The following is a 24,685-nucleotide window of genomic DNA, read 5'->3' on the forward strand; positions in this document are numbered from 1 at the left end:
TCATATTGAATATGGTCTCTATAGATAAATACGAAATCTTCCTTGATTTTGATTTTAAGAATTTGATATATAAGGGATATGAGAAGATATATTTAAGCACTGATAATGAAGTAGTTCTAGATAGCGTGGGACTAAATATAGTTTCTGTTAAGACTGAGGGGAAGAGTGTTCCATTCAAAGTTTCTGACAGTCAACTATTCATTCAAACTGGAAAATTTGATGGAGTTTTAGAAATAGAATTTGAAGGAAAAGTAAAGGAAAGGGGCTTAGTGGGTATTTATAAGGCTCCTTATAATCACAGTTATATAATTACGACCCAATTTGAATCTGTTCATGCTAGGGAATTTATACCTTGTATAGATCATCCAGCATTCAAAGCTAGATTTAAATTAAGTGTGAAGGTGGACAAGGATTTAGATGTAATATCTAATATGCCTATAGAGGATGTAAGGGAAGAAGGTGATAAAAAAATTGTAACTTTTCAGGAGACTCCGAGAATGTCAACATATTTGCTATATTTGGGTATTGGTAAATTTGAAGAAATTAAGGATAAACTTGGAGAAGTTGATATTATAGTTGCTACAGTTCCAGGAAGAATAAGTAAAGGTAAATTCGCTCTAGACGTTGCAAAGAAAGTAATTGGGTATTATGAAGATTACTTTGGTATAAAATATCAGTTACCCAAAGAGCATCTAATAGCTATCCCAGAATTCGCTTTTGGAGCAATGGAGAATTGGGGAGCAATAACCTTTAGAGAGACTGCTTTATTAGCAGATGAATCTTCTTCAGTGCAGCAGAAAATGAGGGTAGCTTCTGTTGTTGCTCACGAATTAGCCCACCAATGGTTTGGAGATTTAGTAACAATGAAATGGTGGGATGACTTATGGTTAAATGAGAGTTTTGCGACCTTTATGAGTCATAAAGCTATTGCTGAATTATATAAGGAATGGGATTTCTGGGGTACCTTTATAAATAGTGAAACTTCCGGAGCTCTATTTAGAGATTCCTTAACTACAACCCATCCAATAGAAGCTCATGTAACTTCTCCAGAAGAAATTGAACAATTATTTGATGATATAAGTTATGGTAAGGGAGCTAGCATTTTAAGGATGATAGAAGCTTATTTAGGAGAGGAAGATTTTAGAAAAGGTATTCAAATTTATCTAAATACTTATAAATATAGTAATGCTACTGGAAGTGATTTTTGGAATAGTTTAGAAAAAGGTTCTGGAAAACCAGTAAGTGAAATAGTAAAGGATTGGATAACTAAGGATGGTTATCCTGTAGTTTATGTATCCGTTAATGGTAGTAAGATAAACTTAGAGCAAGAGAGGTTTTATTTAAAAGGAAATGGAAAGAATGCAGTCTATAAGGTTCCTTTAACACTTGAGGTAAATGGAAGAAAAATAACGTATTTACTTGAAAAAGAGAAGGATAGTATTGAGATTGGAAGTGATATAAAGACTATAAAAGTAAACATAGATAGAGCTGGATTCTATAGAGTGTATTATAACGATTTATCCCTAGTTTTTAACTCAAAACTTTCTCATTTAGATAAATGGGGACTACTTAACGACTACTTTAACTTCTTCTTAGCTGGTAGAGTAAATTACACAACTTATGAGAGTATAGCAAAACAATTTATGAAAGACGACAATTATTTAGTAGTGGATGAACTTGTTAGTGAGTTATACTATCTCTGGAGAGTTAATAGAGATAAGTATAAATTACTATATGAGGTATTACCATATCAAGTAAAGCGATTTTCAAAGAGAAAGGACGAATTATCAAGAAGGACCTATAGTTATTTATTAAGTACTTTTGCATTTGTGGATGAGAAGTTTGCTAGTGGACTTGCTGTAGCGTTTGAGAAATATGATACCTTAGATCCTAATGTAAAGGAAGCTGTTGCAATTGCATATGCCGTAACTTATGGTGAAGATGCTTATGATGAGCTTCTTAAGAAGTATAGAAGTGAAAAGTTCGATGAAGAGAAAACTAGATTATTATATGGTCTCTTAAGTTTCAGAGAACCCTATTTAGTTGTTAATACGATGAGTTTAGCATTAACTGGTGAAATTAAGAGACAAGATGTAGCTAGGATATTGCCTTATGCAAGTTATAATCCATATTCTCGTTTAGCACTGTGGAAGTGGCTTAAGACTCATATGGAGTTCTTAAGAAGTATATATGCTGGTACAGCTATATTAGGTAGAACCTTAAGGAGCGTAATACCCTTCTTAGGACTTAATAACACTGAAGTCGTTGAGTACTTCACTACTAATAGATTTCCAGAAATGGAAGTGGAGATAAAGAGTGGGTTAGAGATTTTAGATTCACTAAGAAGAATTATCTAACTTTTTAAAAATCTCTTTTATCTTTTCCTCATTTAGTTCTTCGAAAAAAGTAAGCTCCTGTAGGTTTTCTTTACTACATAATCTCAAAGGTGTAACTATACCTTTTCCATCTACGATTACTACAGTAAACCCAACCTTTTTATTTACTTTTACAACTAAATTCTTTAGGATTTCCTGCCTTATTCCTTCTATTTCTGTTTCTCTTTGAGTAATCATAGTTTTAAGAACAGCAATTTGATTGTTGAAATTATGAATTAACCTATTAAAGTAATAAATAAGAACTCCGCTTATTATGACACCAGGTAATATGGGAATCCAAAATAATTTAAAAAATAATAAACCTGAGATAACAGAGACACCAGTAATAATTATAGGTAAAATTATCTGTAAAATTTGAAATTCTCTTTCTTTTTTTAGATTATAATCCATTTCTTTTTGATAATGTTGTATTTCATCCATACCGTAAGAGGACTTCTTACTTTCTAACCAATCTGCCCAGTTAGTATCTCTTGTGATGACATTAACCCTTATACCTTTAGAAGCTTTTAGAAGAAGTATTTCAGCTATCTCATCACTTAATTCTTTAGTCATAACTGTAACGACTCTCTCAGCGGAGGCTAACATGTCTTTAATCTTATTAAACAAATCTAAAGATTCTATTAATTGCATAATATCACCTATAATATTGCTATTCCCGGTTTATATGGTAATGCCAAATCCTTTTTACCAAGGATATTTGGTGCTTTCTCATCAGTAGAAGAATACACTATCATTTCTCTCAAATCCAATTTATTCATTAAGAAATTAATATTTTGTACTATAACCTCCTCTTCATCAATATCAGTTGTTACTATCAGATCTCTTATAGTACTAGGAAGAACATTGGCTAGCTCATATATTCTCCTTGCTGTTTTATCGTCGACATTATTTTCTATCATAAAGTCCCTCAATGATTTTCTATCTTTTATTGCAATTATTGCCTTTTTCAGCAATTCTTTTAAATTATTATCGTCATTAACATAAATTACGACTTTCTCTGCTTCTTTCCCTAATTCAGATGATAATCTATTTACATCCTCAATTATACTTCTTAAATACTCAACTTTCAGTAATGACTTCTCATTATACTCTACTTCATTTATGCTAGGAAATTTCTCTTTGACTACGAAAGTGTTACTCATTTTATGCCACAATTCCTCTGCAAGATGAGGAGTTATAGGAGCCATTAATCTTAACCAAATCGAAATTACTTTTTTAATAATATCCTTGTTTATTTTAGCGTTTGTAAGCTCTATATAATCTCTAATTGTTTCGTATATCGTGTAATAGACCGTCATGTATACTGTTCTTAAGTCTAGGTTCTCGTAAGCTTTATCTACATCTTCAATATATCTCTTAAATATTGAAAGTAACCATACATCTGGGTCTCTTCTCTCATTAACTCCTTCAATTTCAAGTAGTTTAGAAATAAGATCATGGATTTTTTTCAACTGTTCTGCAATACTTTTTGCAATATTTGAGTTAAACTCAATATCATCCGAGATAGAAGAGGTAGAAGTAAGTGCTATTCTAACAGTTTCTACACCATATTCGTCAATAGCCCTATTTAATGGGTAAATGTTTCCAAAACTTTTGCTCATTTTCTTTCCTCCAACTCTAATGAATCCGTTAGTAACAATTTGTCTAGGTAAAAATTTCTCGCTAAATATAGCAAAATGATGGAACAGATAGTATGGTAAATGATTTTGTATTAAATCTCTTCCGCTATGTCTCGAATCTACTGGATACCAATACTTAAATTCGCTCTTGATTTCTTCTAATTGTTCTTTAGGAATTCCTAATTCTTTAGATACCTCATCAGCTGTACCTCTATCAAGTAAAATATAATCCCAGAACTTGTCACTAAGTAGCGATATAGGATATTTGAGCCTATGAACAATTGTATAAAATGCGGTGTAAATTGTTGAGTCACTAAGACTATCAATTATTTCTTTTTCATCCCAAGGTAATCTAACTCCTAAACCTCTAGATCTTGTAAATGCTCTAGGTTGAAGATTAAAGATTATTTTTTCCATTTCTTTCTTTGAATCAGCAGGAATAAAATTGATTTTATCCAAGGATTTGAGAACAGAAGTCTTCCAAATCGGATTAGAGTAATCTATAAACCACTGACCTTTAATAACTTTAACCACAATCTCTGCCCCACATCTGCAATATACTGGTCCATTACTAATTTCATAGATAGTGATTCTTGAATTTAACATATCCAGTAATTCTCTAGTCTTTTCTCTTGCGTCTTTAACGAGCTTCCCAGCAATTTTATCCTTTACGAACTCTTTCATAAAATTTGGGACTAGATCAACCAGATCTTCTCTCATTATCCCCTTATGATACTCGATTCTATAGATCGTGTCAATATAATCTTTTAGCTCAGCTGGATTTCTTGTCTGAGCTAATCCTACTGCTTCTACTCCAGGTAATTCTCCTAATTCATCGGTCTTAATAACAGGTATTAACTCAAATTCCTCTTTAAGTTCTGTCAAAGCAATATAGTGTAAGGGTTCATGTGAAGGTACTGCCATAACAACTCCAGTGCCTATGCTGGGGTCTACAAACTTGCTAGGCAATACTTTTATCTCCTTTTCTGTTACTGGGTTTTTAGCTATCATTCCCACAAGATTTTTTCCTTTCTTCTCTCCTTCCTCTCTGAAATTTATCTGATATTTTAACTTATCATAAGCTTGTCTTGATATGATCACTTTCCTATTCAGACTATCTGTAGCAATAACATAATCTGCTTCAGGATTGACAAGAAGTGCCACTGCACCAAATATAGTTTCTGGTCTTGGAGTAGCTGCTATAAAAAAGTAATCCCCAGAAGGAAAGTAAATTCCGTCTAAGTCTGTTATTTCTGGTTCTACATCTCCTTTTGTATCATGCATACCTACTGGAAATTCATCTCTTGGACAGTAAGCCACTGGTGAATCTTCCCTCTTTATATATCCTAACTCCATTAATTTTCTATATTGCCACTGCACAAATTTCTCAAAAGCTGGATCAACTGTAGTAAATTCTCTTCGCCAATCTACACTTAATCCTAGTTTTTTAGCGGTACTTTTCATATCATTTTTGAAATACTCTGCAAGATATGTGGGATCTGAGAATTTTTCAATTTCCTCTTTTGGTATTTGATAAATATTTACGAAAGTTGATATTATCTCTTCATCTCCTCTCTTAACAGATTCAGCAATTGAAAGAATTGGTGTACCGGTAAATTGGAATGCAAAAGGGAAAAGCACGTTATAACCTTTCATTCGTAAGTACCTTGCATAAATATCTGCAGTTATGTAAGTTCTTCCATGACCAATATGTAAGGGGCTATTTGTATAAGGGAAGGCAACTGTAATAAATTTCTTAGGCCTATCTGTCTCTGGATTAGCCTCATATACTTTGTTATTTTCCCATTCTTTTTGCCATTTAAAAGCAATCTCATTAAAGAAATTTGCAAGACTCATACATAACTCTAATAAAAACAGATATATTAAGGTATAACCTCGGTAGAGTCCTCTGTGGGGTCATAGTATAAATCACTTAACTTAATAACACCTTGTTTTACAAGTTCAGTTATTTCTGGTACTATAGATAAAACACTCTTCAGATATTCCTTAGTAACCTCATCAACAATCTTAAACCCTTCCTCTCCCCAATATTTCTCTTTAATAGCATACAAACATCTCCCTCCACAATAATCTTTGTATTCACAGCTTCTACATTCCTCTGGTAAAGGCTCATCAAGAAGCTTAAAGGAATCTAAAGTACCTAATTCAGCCCACTTTTCCCTAACTGCTATAGGGCATGAAAGTACTCTACCATCAGTAGATATTGATATACTATCATACCCTGCACCACAAGCTACTCCTCTATATTTCTTGAAGAAATGTGCACTTAAAACACCTAATATTGGTATAATTTTTACAATTCTTCCTTTCCTCAATTCTGAAATAAAATAGTCAATAAGTTTTTTCAGCCCAGGCAAATAGGACTTGTAGGCCCACTCTTCAAAATTCCATCTCTCACTCCATATTACATTTAATTGCCAATGTATTTTATCAAATACTCCAAGAGAAATTAGATGCATAACCTCTTCATAGATATTTGAGTCTTCAGTTACAGCCATTCTTGCTATAGTTTCCACTCCTAATTCTTTTAAGTACTTAGCATGCTTTACAACAATCTTGTAAACTCCCTTACCTCTGTGTTTGTCCGTTATTTCTTCTCTACCATCAATTGAAAGAAGTGCTACATTCATCTTTTTCCAGTATTTTTCTGGTAATAGTTTTACAGCAATACCATTAGTTTGTATACCCCACCTCTTAGCCTTCACATTATCCATCACTTGCATTATAAATTTAGGATTCATTAATGGTTCTCCACCGTAGAAAATGACAGTGGCATTTTGGTCTTTTTCGATTGCATTTTTAAGTTTCTGAATATCATATTTTATACTCCAGGGAACTATATGACTAGGGAAAGAACCTCCACAATAATCACATGTTAAATTGCACTTTCCCGTTGTTAAAACTAACCATAACATCTAGATCACTCTGAGAAACTCTTTCATCCATGATATAGCTTTATAATAGTCGTCAACATAGATATTCTCGTTAAATGAGTGGATATTAGAACCATAATAGTCAACTCCTATACCATCTGCTATTTGGTTCAATTTCAAATACCTAGCTATCATTTCCATCGGTCCTGTACCCGGACTATTTGGTAAAACTACTGGATCTTGACCATAAACATTCTTTGCTGATACAATTAATGCTTGCGCTATTTCACTATTAATTGAAGTTCTGTATGGTCTTACTTTCCCATGTATTATGATTTCTACGTTATATGGTGATATGTATTCTTCCAAATATTTCAGTATCTCATCTGGGTCTTGGTCAGGTACAAGCCTAAAGTCAATTTTTACGAAAGAATATGAGGGAATTACTGTTTTAGAGCCTTCTCCAGTATAGCCAGCATAAATACCATCTATATTACATGTTGGATTAGAGACTAATTTTATCATAGCATCCGTGTCCTTTATACTTTGTCCTATTGCATCTTCTAGGTATTTCTTGTCGATATTTAAATATTTTTTCTCTTCCTCACCTAACCATTTTACTTTATCATAGAAGTGTGGGACCAATACTTTACCATCTTCAGTTCTTAAAGATCTTAATAAGTAAACTAAATCCCAAGCTGGATTTTGGGCTATAGGAGCATACATAGAATGAAGATCTTTACTTGTTCTTTTTCTTAATTCTACATAAAGTAATCCCTTTACCCCTAAGACTATCTGTGGTGCATTGTTAGGAGCTTTACCGGATCCTTCCCAAAGAACATAATCTGCTTTTAATTTTTCAGAGTAATCTTTAAGGAACTCTTCCATGTTAGGACTTCCTATTTCTTCTTCACCCTCATATAGAAACTTTATGTTTACGTTTAACTTTCCCTCCCTCATAACCTCTATAATGGCTTGCAACCTAGCCATTAAAGTACCCTTATCATCACCTACACCTCTAGCGAAAATTTTACCTTCTTTTACTGTTGGTGTAAAGGGATCAGTATTCCATTTATCTAATGGCTCAGCTGGTTGTACATCGTAATGGTTATAAATTAGCAACGTCTTTTTTGCACCAAGATTTATTTCTCCATAAACGTAAGGATTCTTTGCCTTATGCCTTATTAGTTCAGCTTCAATCCCGTGATTTTTCATGTAATCAACAATGAATTTAGCACCTTCCTCACCTTTTCCTTTAGCTGATGTAGTATCTATTTTGAGGAATTCAAAGAGGTCTTGTAAATAGTCCATAAGGTTTTTAATGAAATCGAGTAAATTAATTTATGCTTAAATATGTTGAGTATACAAGGCACTCAATGGCAGAACCTTTAGCTACAATTAATATATATAAAAAAGTTGAGGATGGAAAAATAATTTCAACGTTCAAAATTTTGGTATATAAGAACATGAGTATAACTGTCTTTGAGACTGATAAATTAGAAGGTGGACAAATTATCGAAATGACTTCAGAGAAAATCGAGTCTATAATAAAAATTATAAACAAGTACTATGATGAAAAAACGGACGATTTAACAATTTTGGGAGAAGAGAGAGTAGTAGATGAGATAATAGATAAATTAAAAACTTAAAATTCAGTTAAAAAGAATCAGATGAGGAAAATACTGGGACAGCTGAATGATGAAGAACCATTCATGCGCTGATTTAACCAAAAATAAATTTACCCCACTTATGTCTGAATACTGCTCCTATTATTAGGAAAACTACAGCCATAGGAACAGCAATATATGGCACTAATTGCCATCCTGGAAATTTTTCTAATTGTTCAGCAACCCATATTGTGATTATGAGAAATACTGCTAGTGGACCTATAGTTATAAACCAAGTAGTTGCACTCCATTTCTTAGAAGTCATAAAGTCTATTTAGAATTCATAAATTTAAGTTTGTTTATTTAAAACTTTGGAAATGAGAGAATACATTTCTTTATCTTTTTCTTGAATTCTTTTTAGACTCCATGGTTTCAAACCCTTATTTTTTACACCTCTTAAGACAGACTTTAGCCAAGATTCGTAAATCTTTCCACCACCCTTTTTATAGTAAAACTCTTCTAACCTTTTTATAGCTTCATCCTCAGATAATCCTTTAATGTTTACAAGATACCTACTTCCAACATAGAGAATAAATCTTTTTCTAGCATCTTCTAGCCCTTCATCCAACACTTTATCAATCCACTCATAGTTTATTTTCCTCGGTTTTGGAGGGAAAATACCCTCTACTTCAAAAAGAAAATTACCATTTTCGTCGTAAACCTTTGATGTTTTTCCGTCAAATATAACATAACCAGCCGGTGTATCATCGGGATAATGTAAAAATATTTTAACTTTCATTTTATATTAACTGTCTGTCCAGTCATTTTTAACCTTACTGCACAAAATGAGCATATTTCTCTATCCTTAGTTGTGGGCCTACCGCAAATCTTACAATGGCCTAGTTCCTCTTCTTTTATATATTTCTCCTTTAAAGCTGGTTGTATTTTATTTATGAAATTCTCCACTAACATTAACATATAGCCCGGTATTGTCTCTTCAAGTTCTTCCAATTTTCTCCTTATAGTATCTTGAGTAACACCACCAACTCTGAATGTATGTGGGCAAGAATCATATAGGAACGGAATTCCTTTTACTAAAGCATAAGTTAAAATCTCTTTCTCATATATTAGGAATAGCGGTTTAACTTTCATTACTCTATATCCCTTTTCTGGTGGGGTTATAATATCTAGCCTGGCTAAATCTCTTACATCCCCATTAAAGTATCCAGCCATTATAAATTGTGCCATGTCATTTAAATTGTGACCAGTTACTATAGTATCTGCTCCTTCTTCTTCCGCAACTTCTGTTAAAGTATATCTTTTTACTAAACCACAGGTACTACATACGGGTCTTTTTATCTTATGCTTTGCGTCATCAATAGTAAACCCATATCTCTCTTTTATCCTTACAATTCTATATTTAACACCTAACATTTCGAAATTCTTTAAAGCAAACTCAGTACTCTTCGAAGAATATTGTTTACCCATGTCTATACCTAAATCAATGTTTATACCGATTATTTCAAATCCCTTCTTTTCACTAAGCTTCTTCATTAGATGAAGCAAAGTTGTACTATCTTTTCCCCCAGAAACTGCTACAGCTATTTTCTTCGAGTTTTCAAACATCTTATACTTATCAACTATCCTCTCAAACCTTTTTTCAAACCACTCAATAAAGTGATCTTTACATAACGCCAGATTAGAGTAAGGGATTTTTATAATAGCCTTATTATCACACTTACTACATTTCATAATGCTTTATAATACTTTTATCCTTTTAAGTTAATGATGCAAATTCTAGCTGAATTGCATCCGAAGACTAAGATAGAAAAAATAGAGAGAGAGCTCAAAGAGCTAGAAAGCTTTGATGGATTTGATATACCAGATTCACCGTTAGGATTACCCTCTCCTTTGCCTTCTGTAGTCGCTACGCTTATTAGAACTAAGTATGGGGATAAGAGAATAATAGTTAATCAGAGACTTTTAGACGTTAATGAGTTATTTATAGCCTCTTTATCTTTAACATCCAAATTAGTTGGTTTCGAGATTGCATTTACTAAAGGGGATAAACCTAGAATAGGAAAAGAAATCGGTTATTTAACTTCGGAACAAGCTCTCTTACTGTCAAAAAAATATAATAAAGACTTAAAGGTAGGTTTAATGATAAGTTTTAGAAGGGAAAAGAGCGAAATTATAAAAAGACTTAATTTTGAACCGGCTGACTTCTTTTTGGTATTACGATTAGAAAGTGAAGACCAGTTAGAAGGTATTAAGACTTCTAAATTAATTCCTTACATTATAATAAAAACAGAGAAAAATAAGACTTTAGCCGATTCATTATCACAGCCAGTTTTTGATGAGAACATTGTATTAGATTTTATTTACAAGCTTGAGGATAAAGGAATAGAAGGGATTTTACTCTCTGCATTAGGTGACACAGAAGCTTTAAACAGAATAATCAAAAAATACTAGGTGATGATAAAAAATAAGCAGATTTATGAAGAGCGGTGTAGGGTCTGATTTTTAATATAATCTACAACACACGGCAAAAACTCTTCAACTCTTTCTCTAATTATTATATCTGCTATGTTATCAAGAGGCGTTTCTTCTGCGTTTAGGATTATCAGTTTTCCACCCATTTCTTTAACAGTTAGGGGTATCATATTTGCTGGATAGACAGTTAACGAACTTCCAATTGCCAAAACTAAATCGGCTTCTCTAGCTATCTCTAATGCTGTTGAAATATTATATACTGGTTCACCGAATAAAACAACATCTGGTCTTATTACTCCTCCGCACTCACATTTAGGTGGCAATCCCTCTTTATCTATTTTATCTAACACTGTGTCACTATCATAAGTTTTTAGGCATTTCACACAATAGCATTTTCTTATATTTCCGTGAAGTTCAATTACATTTCTTGAACCAGCTAATTGATGTAAACCGTCAATATTTTGTGTTATTATAGCTCTTATTAATCCCATTTTTTCTAGTTCAGCTAATGCATAGTGTGCTTTATTTGGTAAAGCTGTAAACAGTCCTCTCATTCTTAAGCTATAAAACTCCCAAAAGCCTCTAGGATCTTTTTTAAAATACTCTATTGTAGCTAGCTCTGGAGAGTACTTTTTCCATAAACCATTAGGTCCTCTAAAATCTGGTATCCCAGACGCTGTACTAATCCCTGCTCCAGTAAAGGCTATAGCGTAAGTTGATGTTAAAAGCAAATCACCAACTTTATCACATTCCATATCAATAAGATGTTTGAGAAAAATAAAAATGATGAGTTTGCCGAGTACGGAAAGATGAAGAAAAATATTATCTGATATAACAAATTATTATATTATCTTCATTCTTTATTTTATCACATTCTATTCTGCTTACTCCTATTAACCGGCTTAATTCCTTTCTTAATTCTGGCGTTATGTACAAAACCCTATATGCAGTTAGCATAAACCAGGGATCACGTTGATTTACAACAAGTAACGTGGGTTTAATATTTCTTAGCGAGCCTAATTCTTCGTCAAAATTTTTATTTGTTCCTACGACTCTGTATTCTTTAATTACTGTTTCTCCATCTACTCCACAGACAGATACTCCGTCAACATAAATAGTAAGTAAAGCATTTTCCCTTAAGATAATCCTTGTATCTAAATTTTCAATTTCTATTTGATACTTACTAACATAATTTTCCCATCTTTTTAATTTTCTTCCTCTTAATTTCCTGCTAAGAATAGAAGAGAAACTAAATGACTCTAAAACATCTTGTGGTGTTATTAATATATAATCTGGATCTCTAAATATCATAGAACCCTTACATTCACTTTGTTTTATCTCTCCATCACAAATATAGGAGTATTCTGGTAATGGTGGAACAAGTAATTCTTCTACTCTTTTTGTAATTAATCTCACAATTATAATTGCATCGTATGCCGTATTATATTTTCTTATAGAAGCATAAAGAGTAACATACTTTGTTGATTTTTAATTTACTTTTTCTTTAAATAGAGAAATAGAATTTCAATAGTAAGCTATACTTCTTAAATGTAGTTAAAAAATAGATTTATTGTGATAACTAGGGATACAAACTTTATAAGCAAAATAAGAATTTTTATTTTTTGATCAACTATGAAACAAAAGTATTATATTGCAGTATTCATAGCCCTCATACTCGATATCGTACTCTACTCAGTATTCCCAGTGTATAATATAGCAACTCCTAGTATTGGAGGACTTCCCTTCTTTTATGTATACCAAATAATAATGCTGGCTGTTACTGCGGTAATCTATTTGATAGTAGCGTTCATAAAGGGGTGATAGAGGATGAACAATTATAATTTAAATATAGATGGCATAACTGTCGTTGTATTTTTAATACTTTTTGCCCTCTTTACCTTCTTAGGATTTTACGGAGCTAAATGGAGAAAGGGGGACTTAAATAAGCTTGATGAATGGGGGCTTGGAGGAAGAAGATTAGGATGGCTACTAATATGGTTCTTATTAGGAGCAGACCTATTTACAGCCTATACATTTATCGCAGTTCCTTCAGCATTCTTTGCTACTGGTTCATTATACTTCTTTGCTGTTCCTTATGTAGCTTGGGGATTTGGAGTAGCAATGCTAACGATGCCAAAACTTTGGGCAGTAGCTAGAAATAAAGGCTATGTGACTGCTGCAGATTATGTAAAAGATAGATTCAATAGTAAAGGGCTAGCGATTGCTGTAGCGTTAACTGGTGCTGTAGCTGAATTACCATATATCGCATTACAGATTATAGGAATGCAAGCAGTTATTGCCATACTCTTTATAGGATTAGGAATTAGTAGTACAAAATTAAGCAGCGATCTAGCATTATTAATAGCATTTATAATACTAGCCGCATTTACCTTTGTTAGCGGTTTAAGAGGTGCAGCTCTAAGCGGAGTTTATAAGGACATACTAGTTTGGATTACGGTGTTAACTACAATTGGTGTAGTCTTGACTCATTATGGTAATTTCCAAGGGGCACTAACTATAGCCCACCAAGTATCGCCTAAAGTAAATTTCCTTGATTTACCACCTAAACTCTTCTTAGCTTATTGGAGCTTGGCATTAGGAAGCACTTTTGCCCTATATTTATATCCGCATGCTATAAACGGTTCATTATCCGCTGAAAGCAGAGAAAGATTAAAAATAGGTACGGCATTACTACCTCTATACGGAATAGGACTAGCATTAATTACGTTGTTTGGACTATTAATCTTCTTAGTACCAAACGCATTAAAAGTTGTATTAACTACTAAAAATGGCGCATTAACAGTTCCTTCTCTAATCGCTGCTACAACTCCAGACTGGTTTACTGGTTTAGCATTTACGGCAATATTTATTGGTGGTCTAGTTCCTGCTGCTATTATGGCTATAGGTGTTGCAAACTTGCTTACACGAAATGTAATTGGTGAGTTTACTAAACTCTCACCAACAAATGAAGCAAGGCTCGCTAAAATACTCTCAACAGTATTTAAGTTTATAGCATTAGCTTTCGTGTTTATTGTTCCAGCAACATATGCTATACAACTTCAATTATTAGGAGGTATAATTGTGACCCAAACATTACCAGCAGTATTCCTTTCTCTATTTACTGATAAACTTGAGAAGAACTCCACTTTAGCTGGCTGGGCGTCAGGTGTAATAAGCGGTGTAGGATTGGTGGTTTATGTTAACTTAGTCCTAGAGCGTTATGGTTCACTAAAAACGTCATTATTTACTACACCATTAGGTCCTATATATATTGCTTTGATAGCTTTAGGAATCAACTTGCTGGTAACGTTAGTTGGTTCCTTAGTTGCATATGCTAGTGGTTGGAGACCCTACAAGAAGATAAGCGCAAAAGACTTTGAAGTAGAAGAAGTTGTAAAGTAAGCAAAGGAATAAAATATTTTTCTCTTTACTTCTTTTTACATATTATTGAAAATATCGAATAAAATTATATCTTCAAGCATCATCGTTTCTATTAAAGACAATGCAGCCATGAGAGGGATTAAATCTATATAATCTTCTGGTATCTCGCCTCCTCCCTGTATTATTTGTTGTAACTCATTAGCTTTGTTTTGCACTTTTTCGTAGGCTTTCTCAGCTTCCTCTAATCCAGTAGGAGTCAACTCATAAGCATCATGTTTTTTAATAAATCCCTTCTTCACTTTTCTAACTAATTTTTCATTTTCTAAAACTCTTAAAGTCGCCTGAACATAATCTACCTCTTCTTTTATCTTATCGGCTATTTCTTCAGCAGTAGCACTTTTCTTGTCGAAAAGATAAGCTAATACTTTATCTCTTAGATTCATAAAAAAATCTTCGTTAACGAGATATAAAATCTTATCTTGATAACATTACGTAATTCTCCCCTTCTTTTATGATTTTGAGATCTTTTAATAAATCTGGCACCCTGGGTTTCTTTTCAGATACAAGTATAATTTCTTCAAAATTATCCTTTGCCAAAGAAAGGATTTTGTTTATAAATTCTTCATTATATATTGCTTGAAGAGCTTCGAATTTGTAATAATTCCCCTCTTCAAAATAATCTTTGAAATATTCTCTCCAAATATCAATAATTTTTCCATCCCTCTTAGCTGGAGATGAGAATAAGGGAATTACTGCAGTTCTTCCTTTCAAATTATTTGTAAAATTCAAAATTTTGAAGTAATCGTCTACAACATCGAAGAATTTTTTCATATAATATGTAGCAACTTCTACGACATACACTTTATCTTTATCATACTTTGCATGGAATTCACTGTATATTTGATTATAAGCCTCAATTATCTCATCTCTCTTGTTACGTATTACGTCGTAATACTTTGCATTAGGAATTCTAATACTCATACCTATAACTACTACGTCGTCTTTGTTAATATCTAAACTAGGCTTTAGGTCTGCTAATGGTTCAGCGCCTATTCCGTAAATTACACCTTCTCCATATTCTGTGGTAGAATAAAATACTATTCTGTAATGATCTAGGAAAACAGCGTTAGGATACCATTGTTTATATTCTTCGTACCCTTCATTTTTTATTTCCTCAATTGCTTCATAAATTTTATCGAACGCATCTTCATAGTTATTAAATTTTCCATTTAGTTCTCCATAAGGAATAAATATTGGTTCTCCTACTCGTGGTGTCAAATATTTTAATCCATAATATTTAGCAATATCATGTAGGTTCACATCCATAACGGTTTTCAGTGTCACTCTCATTTTTTCAGGTAAATGATCTATATGATATATTTTCTCTTTTCCTCGTCTTAAAATTGGCATTAGGTATATGTAACAAATTATAAAAATAAAATTACGCTATTTGAATCATGTGAATACAAATGATATAGTAATTTTGACACTCCTTGAACTTTCTATTTTACTTACAGCCTCTCAAACAGTTAGATTACTGACACAAAGATATTATTTACCATCGATCTTCGCTGAGTTGATAGTTGGTATAATTCTTAGTCCCTATGCTATAGGTGGGATTATAAATGGAATATTTAAGGTAAATCTATTTGATATAAATTCCTATTTGACATTATTTGCTAACTTCTCAGTTATTTTGCTAATTTTTGCCGCGGGTTTGTCACATGGTTATAAAAATTTGAAATCTTCTGGGTTTCTCGGTTTTCTAGCAGCAACATTCGGTGCAGTTATACCAACGATTTTAGTTTATTTTACCTTTAGTGTAATTTATCCTTCCCAAGTTTCTGCATTAATGGGTGCTGCTAGTGCTGCTACAAGCTTAGCCGCTACTTCGTCAATAATAGAAGATTTCAAATTATATAGAAGAAATTTCGCTAGAATAGTTATATCAGCGGCAGCAATAGATGATGTAGTCTCCTTAATAATTCTGTCTGTTGTACTAGAAATATTAAGTATAAAAATTCTATCATTCGTAACTATTTTCTATAATATTTCATTAACTATAATTTCCTGGGTAATAATTCTATTTCTATCAGTAATCATAATTCCACGAATTTTAAAATACATAAGAGATGACCTAGTTAACGATGTATCTTTAGTTATCCTCTTTTTGGTCGTTTTCTTAATGATTTTACTGGGATTTGAACCAATTATAGCTGCTTTTATAGTTGGTATAGCTATAGCTGAAAGCGTCAAATCATCAAGAATAACGTCTTTCACTTCTTCCCTTTTAGCAATTTTCGGTCCAGTATTCTTTATTTATGTTGGAATGGAAACACCAATATCTATATTTATAAACGTTGGTGACGTACTATTAGGTCTTCTTATGACATTTCTAGCGATAATAGGTAAAATCGCAGGCATATTTCCTTTCGCCTTTCTTTATACGAAGGATCTTAAGGAGTCGTTTCTAGCGTCTGTAGGTATGTTACCAAGAGGAGAAGTAGGATTAATTATCGCCACATTAGGTTTATCTTCTGCAATACTTGACGTCAATCAATTCTCTCAAGTTGTAATCATGGCTTTACTTACTACATTAATAGGCGGTTCACTTTTCTCTTATCTTGTGAGAAAATGGATTTTAGAGCGTTCAGCTTAAAGGAATTTCTTCACCACTCAGTTACGGTCGCACACATCACTAAGTTTTAATATGTACCAGACTATAAAAGAATAATGATCGCATGCACAAGGGACTGTTATGATACTTGTATATTTGATTCTAATTATAAACCTTTGAACATTTTTCCGATAAATGGTTTTACTTGTTCTAGGGGAATTACTGATTTAAAAAGAAATGAAATTAACAGAGTGGACTCAGCCTACATTGAAGGTAAACCGGTTTCCATAGATGAAGCAGTGAAGTACGTAGTAAAAAAGATAAAAGAAATTAAAAGGGAAGAAATTCTTCATGTTGACTATGATGGAAATCAAGGGCTATTAACATGGTATTATCCAGCAAGATTTTGGAATGCAATTGGCTCAGCATCTACTGATTATTCAATTTGCTCTGCTGAAGGTCACGAAGCTATTAAGCTCCATTATGGTACTTCTTTTGGTGCGTTACCAGAAGATTTTGCTAAGTATAATGCTGTAGTCTTTTGGGGATCAGAAGCTATTTTCTCTTTTATTCATGGATGGAGAATTCTGTCTAAGAAGTACAAGATAACAATTGATGTAAGAATGAGCGAAACTGCAAAAAGAAGTGAAAAGGCATATATTATAAATCCAGGTTCGGACGCATTTTTAGCAATTGGAATTATTAAAACGTTATTTTATGAAGGTCTTTATGATTCTTCATTAATTGACGATATAGAAACCCTTAAGAATTATGTAAATTCTTATGATTTCTCTTTAATAGAAGAAGTTACTGGTTTATCTCAGGAAGAAATTGAAGAGTTAGCTGAACTTTATTACTATTACAAACCCTTAACAATAATTGGTTTCGCTTTAGGAAGAACATATAATGGTGGTGATGCTATCTCATTAATTTCTTTGATTCCCGCTTTATTGGGCATGAAGAGAGGCTTCTTCTACTCAAACAGTCAAGGATGGGGAATAGACTTTTCTTATCTCCGTGGTCTACATATAGCAAAACCTAGCAGGATTATAGGTATGGCTGAAGTAGGGAAAGAGGTCGAAAAAGGTAATATAAAGCTTCTATTTAATTGGAATTCCAATCCTATTCATTCTTTGCCAGGAAGTGATAAAATAAAAGAAGCTGTAGAAGAAGGAAAGCTATTTTTAGTTTCTCATGATCCTTTTTGGAATGAGACAACAAAAATAGCAAATGTTGTTATTCCAGCACCAACTTTTTTAGAAAAGTATGATGTAGTATATAGTTATTGGCATAACTATCTTGTTTACAACGAGCCTATTAGACCACAAAGAGGGATTACTGAAGTTGAATTAATGAAAAAACTTGCCAAAGAATACGGTATTATTTCCCATCCTCTCATTGAGGAAAACGAATGGAGTGCTGTAAATAACGCAATAAGAGGTACTGGGGTTTCTTTACAAGAATTAAAAGACAAGAAGATAGTTAAAATGAATAAGACTATTGAAGTTAACAAAGTTAAAGTCGAGCCTTTACCCAAACTAACTTCTCCTCCTAAGGGAATTTACTTGGTCTTCTCTTCACATCCTAATCATACAAACTCCCAGTTTAAGGAAATATATTCTCAGATGCCTATAGCATATAATAATCAATTTGATGGTATAGGTTACCTAGAAAATTCTAATGGTAAAGTTAAGGTACTTCTGAAAAGAGATGAGAACATACCTAACAACGTAGTTTTCATGTTTAAGAGCTCCCTAATTGGATTAGATGATAAGCCAGTCAACTCACTTATTGGTAGTGAAAAAGGAAAATACGGAGGAACTCCATTACTTAACGGGTATACTGTTAATATTAGATTAATAAAATAAATGTTATACTATTGAATAACTATTATATTGTAATACCACAAATAAAAGCATAATCTTAATTAATTACTGTAGTCAGACATAATCTTGACCAGAAATGGTAACAGTAAAGTTCAAGTATAAGGGAGAAGAAAAGGAAGTAGACATTTCAAAGATAAAGAAAGTTTGGAGAGTCGGAAAAATGATATCATTCACATATGACGATAATGGTAAGACTGGTAGAGGTGCTGTAAGCGAAAAAGATGCACCAAAAGAATTACTACAAATGTTAGAAAAATCTGGAAAGAAATAAAACTAAATTATTTTTTGTTCGCCCTCTCCTTCCGCTTTTTCTTCTCTAAATACGCACTTAAACAATTTTCCTTCTCCAATAAGCCTTATCCTATGCCCAGGATTATTCCCAGCTCTTAGCTTAATTTCCTTTAATCTTCCCTCTCTAGATATAGTAAGAAGAACTTCTTCCTTAACTTCTATTTGCTTTTTAATTCTGTCCACGGCTATTATTTCGTCTCCTATATTTAATCCGGCTAAGTCAGCAGGAGAGTTATCTTCAATAAATGTAATAACGTTATTCTCTACCTTTATACCATAGTAGGGTTTATCTTTATCGGTAAATATTATTTTCATATAACGGCCTAGGTACTCGAAAATTGGCGGATTTCTTTTATATACTAATTCGTCTAAGTTTTCAAACCCTAAGCTCTCAGCAATTCTCTTTACATCAGCGTAAGTATATTTGCTTATTTTATATAATTCTCTGAAGAAATCTATTATACTCTTTTTACACTCATTATTTTCCCTTATAGCGAAGTCCATTAAAAGTCCTAAAATAAATCCTGCATCGTAATAGGAAATGCCGATATTAGGGTAATTTTCATCCTTTTTGTAGAGTTTAATCCAGGTTAACTTAGATGATTCTGCAATACTCATTCTCTTAAATCCTGGGAAAGTGAGATTTTGAAGAATATTTGCGGCAGCTTTCATTGCGTCAGTAGCGTTTAGAACTCCACTTTCTATTAAAGATAAGAAGGCTATGTAGTCAGTTAAACCTTCAGCAACCCAAAGTAATTCAGTATAACTTTCATGTTCATAGTCTATCTTTAAATCCTTCGGTTTAATTCTCTTTATATTCCATCTGTGAAAGTACTCATGAGCAAACAGCCATATTAGGTCTTTTCTATCCCAAGTAGTAACTATCGCAGAAGAATCTTTGTGTTCTATCCCTCCTAGGTTTTTATCACTTCTTCTAAAAAAGAAAATATAGTTTGGTAAAGAGTCTGGAAGATAAGAATCTAGTATATATATAACGCGTTTTAGCTTTTCCACTTCTGGAAAATCATCTATTGTTGAAATTGAATGTTTTTCGTCAATCTTAATTAGTCTTAGATGTGGTGATGCTTGGATAGGCGAATCAGCAAATTCTTCATAGTTATCTCCGCAATACCATTCACCCTCCTTTCTCAAAGTTGTATGAATAGACCAGTCAACATTAATTTTTACACAATATTTTTCATTTAGATCTTGGAATGGGAATAAGGATACTGGATTTATGAAAAGATAATCTGAGAGTGAAATAACCTCTCGTTGATCCTTTGAATTGGCGTAATAAATGTATTTGAATTTTCCGTTTATCCAGAACTTATTTTTAGAAACCTGAGAACTATAGTCATAAAATATCACGTTCCTTTCTTGATCTCTAATAAAATATGAACCTGGAACCCATGTTGGAAAAGTTATTATTCCTTCTCTACCTTCCCCTTCAACTTCAATATATCTATTTCTCGGTGTTACAATAAACCTCATCTGGTATACTCTGACAATTTCAGAAGCTTTAATGTTTATCCATAATAGATATTGCAAGCCATGTCTGGAGATATGCTCGTACTAAACAGTAGTGCTAGTTATAAAACTCAGAGGTTTAGTGAGCTAAAATCTCGCTTTTATTAGTATAAAGACAATGTGGCTTTAGTTTATAATTTCGCTTTCTTAAATTTACTCGTGGAGGAACTAATTAAAAGAGCTAAAGAGAAAGGTATTGACGTAGAAGATTTACTAATCAGAGAAATATCAAAAGAAGATCCACAAGAAGGGATTAAATTAAGACTAGAAATTGCCGAAAAATATATGAATGAAGCATACGAATATTTGAAGAAAGGTGATCCTGTTCAAGCATCTGAGAAAGCTTATAAGGTTGCCGAGGAGATTGTAAAAGCTTTAGCCGAGAAATTTAATACTGAAGAGTATAAACAAGCTATGGTTGAAGGAAGATGGTACACATATTTACTTGCAAGTACTACTAACGATCTGTCAAAAAGATTAGGTGATTGGGTTGCTGATGGGTGGAACGCTGGTTATGTCTTACATGTCTGGGGATTTCATGAAGGCAAATTAAGTGTTAATAAAATTACCGTAAATATGGAGAAAGTGAAGAAAATGTTAGAAAATGCAAAAAGTGTATTAATGTCTTGATTTAGAGAATGGTTAACAAGGTAATAAATTTCATGAGGTTTTGAAATAGAAATATAGTAAATCAGGTTATTTAGGTCTATATTTGTGAGGCTCTATAAACTATTACCTTTCAAATCTCATAAATAGAAAATCTTCTTTAAAAAATTATTTAGATAAATATATTATGGATCACATAGCTGTCTGTGTCATCTCTTATTTATTATAACTAAATATATCTAAGTGTGGACAACAATTTTGTTAATTTAGTATAAATTATAAAAAATATAAAAATTATTAACTTAATTTGAATTATAATTCCTCATTTACTATTAGCTATAGTTTAAGTAGAACACACCAGTAGGTATTATGTAATATTGCCCATTAATATCGTATAGGGCACTGTAATTTGAATAATATACATTAAGTGGTGTAGCAAGCTCATTTCTTACACCCAATATTAACGCTGAACTTGATATTTGACTACTAGAAATACTAACCCCAATATTTACCATGCCTAATTCTGCGGTAAATGCTGGTGAAGCCTCGGGCATTACAAGAGTAGCTAAAGCACCAACATTAAGTCCAACCTGAAACTGTGAATTAATACCATGAATATACATGCTTCCATATGAAAAAACTTGTTCACCGCTAGATGAACCAAGATATGTTAGATTATTGAAGTAAACTGGAGCTATACAACCTCTACCACCCCCCGGACTATAGAAAATGAAAGGTTTAATAGTTGAGTAACTATTCCTAGGCAACTCATTATAAGAAGTATTAGGAATATATGAATTATAATAGTATATTTTTGGTGCTACTGCATTCCCATTCTCTACTGACACAATTTCTGTTAATATTACTTGCAGAAAGTGATAAACTTGATAAATACTATCATGAGGTATATAATAAATCTCAGTCCAATTAACCCATGCAACCTGACCTAAAACATACAACTGACCAACATCATATGGGGATGGAGTACCTATTTCTGTGGTATTATATGCTTCAACTATACTGTTACTATCGCATACTGTTAATGATGGACCGGGAATAGTAACCCTAATAGGTAATTGACCCAGTAGAGGTTGAGAAATATAAAATCCAATACTAACAGAATAACCTTGTTGATTAGAGACAATAACTCCTAATGTAGATTCATAGTAGTTTAGGTTGTTTTGCGGTCCTATTATTGTTGCTATTGCTATTGGTCCTACTGATTTGTTGTTTGGGTACCATCCTATGATGTTTGGTATGTATTCTGTTATTACGTAACCTCCGTTTGTTTTGGATGTTATTGTTGTGGTTGTTGTTTGTTGTACTATTTTTTGGTTTTTGTTGTTTTTTAGTTTTATTTTGTGTTTTATTGGTGTTTTGAATTTTATTATTATGTTTTTTCCTCCTTGTCCGTTAATTATTTGTGTTATGTTTAGTGGTGTTGCGTATGTTTGTGTTAGTGTTATTATTGTTGTTTGGTTTATTATACTGTATGTTGCTAGGATTAGGATTGATGGGTAGATTATTGTTTTTTCTTTTTTATTGAATTTTATCCATTGTTCTGCCCATTTATCTAGTTTTTTTACTGGGAATTGGTAGTATTGTTTATTGCTTGCGTTGTATATTTTTTGGAATGTTGTTCCGTTTGATGTTGGGTAGAATGCGAAGACTGATATTGAGGCATTAGTTATTAGTTTGTGGTGAGAGTATAAGAAGATTTTTATAGTATTTGCTGTTGTTAATGCTTGTTGAATCGTAATATTTAACTGTGGATAATATAGTCCAAGCAAGATTATTAACAATAAGATAATTGGAATAAAATAGTAATAAAATCTCCTCATACTACGAGATATTTTCAAAACATATTTATAAATTTTTTCACAAATTCTCTATCTAAAAATCCTTAAACAGTTCTTCCTATTTTAAACCTTCTATTCGTCATTAAAAAGTATTTTCATAATTTCTCTGAAGATTTCTGTAAAATACTCATTGCTAATTTCAAGATATATAACAAGAGATAAGTATTTTAAACTGTAAGATTCAAGATTTAAAGTTTAATTTTTCTGAAAATCATCTATTTCTACAATTTTCCGCAAAATGTTAATGTTAGTTTACCTGCACTTCGTTTTTTCCATAGGCAGCTAATTAATAACTTTTCCCAAAATTCGATCATCAAAATGAAAGTAAAAAGGGGCATAGTGTGAATTAAAGAAGCAAAATCATTTGCTCTTCTGCGGAGTTTTTCTTATTGACATCATAAACACAGCTAGAAGTGATAAAACTCCTATTAAACCGAAAACTACTGTATAAATTTCAGAATATATTAGTCCTAGTTGATAAATTATAGCAAATATAACACTTCCCAATGCCCCACCTAAGGCTTTTCCAGTATATAAGATTCCACTATTTATTGTAGAGAATCTAGTTCCAAAAATCTCACCGGCAACGTTAAAATATAAGGTTATCATTGAACCACCAGCAAATCCTATTAAAACTACTGATACTGGTAATTGATTAAGAAGAAGGAAACTGGCACCTATTGTTATGATAACATTAAGTAGTAATGTAGTCTTTACTATTCCTAATCTGTCTGCAATAAAACCAAATAAAGGTCGTAGACCTCCGCTCAGTAGAGGTAATATTGAAATTAGTGCAATTAGTTCTTCTTGTGGTAAATTTTTACCTAACACTGGTAATTCTGACGACATGACGGTTAAGGGTGTAACTGCGCCTACGAATGAGATATATATCAACCAGAATTTAAGTGATAAGATAACTTGCTTTGGTGCTTGCCCAGCTAAATTTTGAGGATACTCTGAGAAATAAAGGAGTAGTGGTAACAATATGACTTCTGTCAAACCTATTGTTAAAGTGACTATACGATAATTCCCAGCAAGGGCTATAAAAGGGTTCGCAATAGCTGACCCTAAACCAAAGCCCATTGATACTATACCAGTGGCAAAGCCCATTCTATCCCTAAACCATTTCATTGCCAAATTTGCAGCTATTCCATAAAGTATTCCCTCACCTATGCTCCCCAATGACCATGCTAAATAGAAAAAGTAAATATTTGGCGAAAAGTACGTTCCTAGGAATCCAATAGCAGATAGTATTGCTGAAATAATTCCAATTTTTCTAGGTCCACTTTTATCAGCAAAATGTCCTCCAATTGGTTGAAACCCAGAGGAAAATATGCTAAATAATGTGAATCCTAAAGCAATTTGAACAAGGCTAACGTTAAATCCTTCTTTAAGCAGAGGTTCAAGAGCATTCCATGAGTATTGGTACAAGGAGTTAAAGCACATTACAACGAATCCTATAGCTAGGTACTTACCTCTGCCCATACTTAAATAGTTGAATGTTAGGTA

At 32.6% G+C, this 24,685-nt stretch carries 23 protein-coding genes; 9 read left to right on the plus strand and 14 right to left on the minus strand.

Annotated features, from left to right (window positions below):
• Positions 1-11: 11 nt before the first annotated feature.
• Entirely contained in the window at positions 12-2,357 is a 2,346-nt protein-coding gene (locus tag D1869_RS02960; protein WP_156013840.1) for a M1 family metallopeptidase, read from the plus strand.
• On the opposite strand, the gene D1869_RS02965 is transcribed toward D1869_RS02960, so the two are convergent.
• From D1869_RS02965 to D1869_RS02980, 4 genes are read right to left on the minus strand one after another with little or no spacing between them, the layout of a single operon-like run.
• The gene (locus D1869_RS02965) at positions 2,340-3,026 is read right to left on the minus strand and encodes a hypothetical protein (protein ID WP_156013841.1); all 687 of its coding nucleotides are present in this window, start codon (positions 3,024-3,026) and stop codon (positions 2,340-2,342) included. The genes D1869_RS02960 and D1869_RS02965 overlap by 18 nt on opposite strands.
• 8 nt (positions 3,027-3,034) lie before the next feature.
• Positions 3,035-5,872, minus strand: a complete 2,838-nt coding sequence (gene leuS / locus D1869_RS02970) for a leucine--tRNA ligase (protein WP_156013842.1) — start codon at positions 5,870-5,872, stop codon at positions 3,035-3,037.
• A 26-nt stretch (positions 5,873-5,898) separates the two neighbouring features.
• A complete protein-coding gene (locus D1869_RS02975; protein ID WP_156013843.1) occupies positions 5,899-6,951 on the minus strand; it encodes a radical SAM/SPASM domain-containing protein in 1,053 nt (350 codons plus the stop codon).
• A complete protein-coding gene (locus D1869_RS02980; RefSeq protein ID WP_156013844.1) occupies positions 6,952-8,220 on the minus strand; it encodes a M20/M25/M40 family metallo-hydrolase in 1,269 nt (422 codons plus the stop codon).
• A gap of 32 nt (positions 8,221-8,252) precedes the next feature.
• On the opposite strand from D1869_RS02980, the gene D1869_RS02985 reads away from it, so the two are divergent.
• The gene (locus D1869_RS02985) at positions 8,253-8,558 is read left to right on the plus strand and encodes a hypothetical protein (protein WP_156013845.1); all 306 of its coding nucleotides are present in this window, start codon (positions 8,253-8,255) and stop codon (positions 8,556-8,558) included.
• A 73-nt stretch (positions 8,559-8,631) separates the two neighbouring features.
• Here the strand turns inward: D1869_RS02985 and D1869_RS02990 are convergent, their stop codons facing one another.
• From D1869_RS02990 to D1869_RS03000, 3 genes are read right to left on the minus strand one after another with little or no spacing between them, the layout of a single operon-like run.
• The gene (locus D1869_RS02990) at positions 8,632-8,841 is read right to left on the minus strand and encodes a hypothetical protein (RefSeq protein WP_156013846.1); all 210 of its coding nucleotides are present in this window, start codon (positions 8,839-8,841) and stop codon (positions 8,632-8,634) included.
• Between the two features lie 24 nt (positions 8,842-8,865).
• Positions 8,866-9,315, minus strand: coding sequence for a DNA primase noncatalytic subunit PriX (gene priX / locus D1869_RS02995; RefSeq protein WP_010978610.1), 450 nt, complete (start codon positions 9,313-9,315; stop codon positions 8,866-8,868).
• Complete coding sequence (locus tag D1869_RS03000; RefSeq protein ID WP_156013847.1) at positions 9,312-10,268, minus strand: PP-loop family protein; 957 nt, start codon at positions 10,266-10,268, stop codon at positions 9,312-9,314. Before D1869_RS03000 ends, priX begins: the two co-directional genes overlap by 4 nt.
• Positions 10,269-10,304: 36 nt before the next feature.
• Between D1869_RS03000 and D1869_RS03005 the strand changes: the two genes are divergently transcribed.
• Positions 10,305-10,988 carry a hypothetical protein gene (locus tag D1869_RS03005; protein ID WP_156013848.1) on the plus strand — a complete coding sequence of 228 codons (684 nt, stop codon included), beginning with the start codon at positions 10,305-10,307 and terminating at the stop codon, positions 10,986-10,988.
• A 23-nt stretch (positions 10,989-11,011) separates the two neighbouring features.
• On the opposite strand, the gene cobB is transcribed toward D1869_RS03005, so the two are convergent.
• Together cobB and D1869_RS03015 are read right to left on the minus strand one after the other, a co-directional pair.
• Positions 11,012-11,764 carry an NAD-dependent protein deacetylase gene (cobB, locus tag D1869_RS03010; protein ID WP_156013849.1) on the minus strand — a complete coding sequence of 251 codons (753 nt, stop codon included), beginning with the start codon at positions 11,762-11,764 and terminating at the stop codon, positions 11,012-11,014.
• 67 nt (positions 11,765-11,831) lie between these two features.
• On the minus strand, positions 11,832-12,425 hold the full coding sequence (locus tag D1869_RS03015) for a hypothetical protein (protein WP_156013850.1): 594 nt from the start codon (positions 12,423-12,425) through the stop codon (positions 11,832-11,834).
• A gap of 216 nt (positions 12,426-12,641) precedes the next feature.
• Here D1869_RS03015 and D1869_RS03020 point away from each other — a divergent pair, with 216 nt between their 5' ends.
• Together D1869_RS03020 and D1869_RS03025 are read left to right on the plus strand one after the other, a co-directional pair.
• On the plus strand, positions 12,642-12,830 hold the full coding sequence (locus D1869_RS03020; protein ID WP_156013851.1) for a hypothetical protein: 189 nt from the start codon (positions 12,642-12,644) through the stop codon (positions 12,828-12,830).
• Between the two features lie 6 nt (positions 12,831-12,836).
• Complete coding sequence (locus D1869_RS03025; protein WP_156013852.1) at positions 12,837-14,411, plus strand: sodium:solute symporter family protein; 1,575 nt, start codon at positions 12,837-12,839, stop codon at positions 14,409-14,411.
• Positions 14,412-14,446: 35 nt separating this feature from the next.
• Here the strand turns inward: D1869_RS03025 and D1869_RS03030 are convergent, their stop codons facing one another.
• Complete coding sequence (locus D1869_RS03030) at positions 14,447-14,833, minus strand: MarR family transcriptional regulator (protein ID WP_156013853.1); 387 nt, start codon at positions 14,831-14,833, stop codon at positions 14,447-14,449.
• Positions 14,834-14,864: 31 nt separating this feature from the next.
• On the minus strand, positions 14,865-15,800 hold the full coding sequence (locus tag D1869_RS03035) for a hypothetical protein (RefSeq protein ID WP_156013854.1): 936 nt from the start codon (positions 15,798-15,800) through the stop codon (positions 14,865-14,867).
• A gap of 49 nt (positions 15,801-15,849) precedes the next feature.
• On the opposite strand from D1869_RS03035, the gene D1869_RS03040 reads away from it, so the two are divergent.
• From D1869_RS03040 to sul7d, 3 genes are all read left to right on the plus strand, one after another.
• Entirely contained in the window at positions 15,850-17,049 is a 1,200-nt protein-coding gene (locus tag D1869_RS03040) for a cation:proton antiporter (RefSeq protein ID WP_156013855.1), read from the plus strand.
• A gap of 74 nt (positions 17,050-17,123) precedes the next feature.
• Positions 17,124-18,875 carry a molybdopterin-dependent oxidoreductase gene (locus tag D1869_RS03045; protein ID WP_221267038.1) on the plus strand — a complete coding sequence of 584 codons (1,752 nt, stop codon included), beginning with the start codon at positions 17,124-17,126 and terminating at the stop codon, positions 18,873-18,875.
• Between the two features lie 94 nt (positions 18,876-18,969).
• On the plus strand, positions 18,970-19,164 hold the full coding sequence (gene sul7d / locus D1869_RS03050) for a Sul7d family chromatin protein (RefSeq protein ID WP_010978621.1): 195 nt from the start codon (positions 18,970-18,972) through the stop codon (positions 19,162-19,164).
• A gap of 2 nt (positions 19,165-19,166) precedes the next feature.
• Here the strand turns inward: sul7d and D1869_RS03055 are convergent, their stop codons facing one another.
• A complete protein-coding gene (locus D1869_RS03055) occupies positions 19,167-20,675 on the minus strand; it encodes a M61 family metallopeptidase (protein ID WP_156015889.1) in 1,509 nt (502 codons plus the stop codon).
• 195 nt (positions 20,676-20,870) lie between these two features.
• Here D1869_RS03055 and D1869_RS03060 point away from each other — a divergent pair, with 195 nt between their 5' ends.
• Positions 20,871-21,341 (plus strand): PaREP1 family protein, encoded by a 471-nt coding sequence (locus D1869_RS03060; RefSeq protein ID WP_156013857.1) that lies wholly within the window; start codon positions 20,871-20,873, stop codon positions 21,339-21,341.
• Positions 21,342-21,649: 308 nt separating this feature from the next.
• On the opposite strand, the gene D1869_RS03065 is transcribed toward D1869_RS03060, so the two are convergent.
• Positions 21,650-23,158 (minus strand): hypothetical protein, encoded by a 1,509-nt coding sequence (locus D1869_RS03065; protein ID WP_156013858.1) that lies wholly within the window; start codon positions 23,156-23,158, stop codon positions 21,650-21,652.
• Positions 23,159-23,536: 378 nt separating this feature from the next.
• Entirely contained in the window at positions 23,537-24,661 is a 1,125-nt protein-coding gene (locus tag D1869_RS03070) for an OFA family MFS transporter (protein WP_156013859.1), read from the minus strand.
• Positions 24,662-24,685: the final 24 nt, after the last annotated feature.

It is taken from the genome of Sulfurisphaera ohwakuensis, assembly GCF_009729055.1.
Taxonomy (GTDB): Archaea; Thermoproteota; Thermoprotei_A; order Sulfolobales; family Sulfolobaceae; genus Sulfurisphaera; species Sulfurisphaera ohwakuensis.

Excerpts from the sequence above, each read along its gene's own strand:
- D1869_RS02960 (WP_156013840.1), top strand. The coding sequence starts at position 12 with ATGGTCTCTATAGATAAATACGAAATCTTCCTTGATTTTGATTTTAAG.
- D1869_RS02965 (WP_156013841.1), bottom strand. The coding sequence starts at position 3,026 with ATGCAATTAATAGAATCTTTAGATTTGTTTAATAAGATTAAAGACATG.
- leuS (WP_156013842.1), bottom strand. The coding sequence starts at position 5,872 with ATGAGTCTTGCAAATTTCTTTAATGAGATTGCTTTTAAATGGCAAAAA.
- D1869_RS02975 (WP_156013843.1), bottom strand. The coding sequence starts at position 6,951 with ATGTTATGGTTAGTTTTAACAACGGGAAAGTGCAATTTAACATGTGAT.
- D1869_RS02980 (WP_156013844.1), bottom strand. The coding sequence starts at position 8,220 with ATGGACTATTTACAAGACCTCTTTGAATTCCTCAAAATAGATACTACA.
- D1869_RS02985 (WP_156013845.1), top strand. The coding sequence starts at position 8,253 with ATGCTTAAATATGTTGAGTATACAAGGCACTCAATGGCAGAACCTTTA.
- D1869_RS02990 (WP_156013846.1), bottom strand. The coding sequence starts at position 8,841 with ATGACTTCTAAGAAATGGAGTGCAACTACTTGGTTTATAACTATAGGT.
- priX (WP_010978610.1), bottom strand. The coding sequence starts at position 9,315 with ATGAAAGTTAAAATATTTTTACATTATCCCGATGATACACCGGCTGGT.
- D1869_RS03000 (WP_156013847.1), bottom strand. The coding sequence starts at position 10,268 with ATGAAATGTAGTAAGTGTGATAATAAGGCTATTATAAAAATCCCTTAC.
- D1869_RS03005 (WP_156013848.1), top strand. The coding sequence starts at position 10,305 with ATGCAAATTCTAGCTGAATTGCATCCGAAGACTAAGATAGAAAAAATA.
- cobB (WP_156013849.1), bottom strand. The coding sequence starts at position 11,764 with ATGGAATGTGATAAAGTTGGTGATTTGCTTTTAACATCAACTTACGCT.
- D1869_RS03020 (WP_156013851.1), top strand. The coding sequence starts at position 12,642 with ATGAAACAAAAGTATTATATTGCAGTATTCATAGCCCTCATACTCGAT.
- D1869_RS03025 (WP_156013852.1), top strand. The coding sequence starts at position 12,837 with ATGAACAATTATAATTTAAATATAGATGGCATAACTGTCGTTGTATTT.
- D1869_RS03030 (WP_156013853.1), bottom strand. The coding sequence starts at position 14,833 with ATGAATCTAAGAGATAAAGTATTAGCTTATCTTTTCGACAAGAAAAGT.
- D1869_RS03035 (WP_156013854.1), bottom strand. The coding sequence starts at position 15,800 with ATGCCAATTTTAAGACGAGGAAAAGAGAAAATATATCATATAGATCAT.
- D1869_RS03045 (WP_221267038.1), top strand. The coding sequence starts at position 17,124 with ATGATCGCATGCACAAGGGACTGTTATGATACTTGTATATTTGATTCT.
- sul7d (WP_010978621.1), top strand. The coding sequence starts at position 18,970 with ATGGTAACAGTAAAGTTCAAGTATAAGGGAGAAGAAAAGGAAGTAGAC.
- D1869_RS03055 (WP_156015889.1), bottom strand. The coding sequence starts at position 20,675 with ATGAGGTTTATTGTAACACCGAGAAATAGATATATTGAAGTTGAAGGG.
- D1869_RS03065 (WP_156013858.1), bottom strand. The coding sequence starts at position 23,158 with ATGAGGAGATTTTATTACTATTTTATTCCAATTATCTTATTGTTAATA.
- D1869_RS03070 (WP_156013859.1), bottom strand. The coding sequence starts at position 24,661 with ATGGGCAGAGGTAAGTACCTAGCTATAGGATTCGTTGTAATGTGCTTT.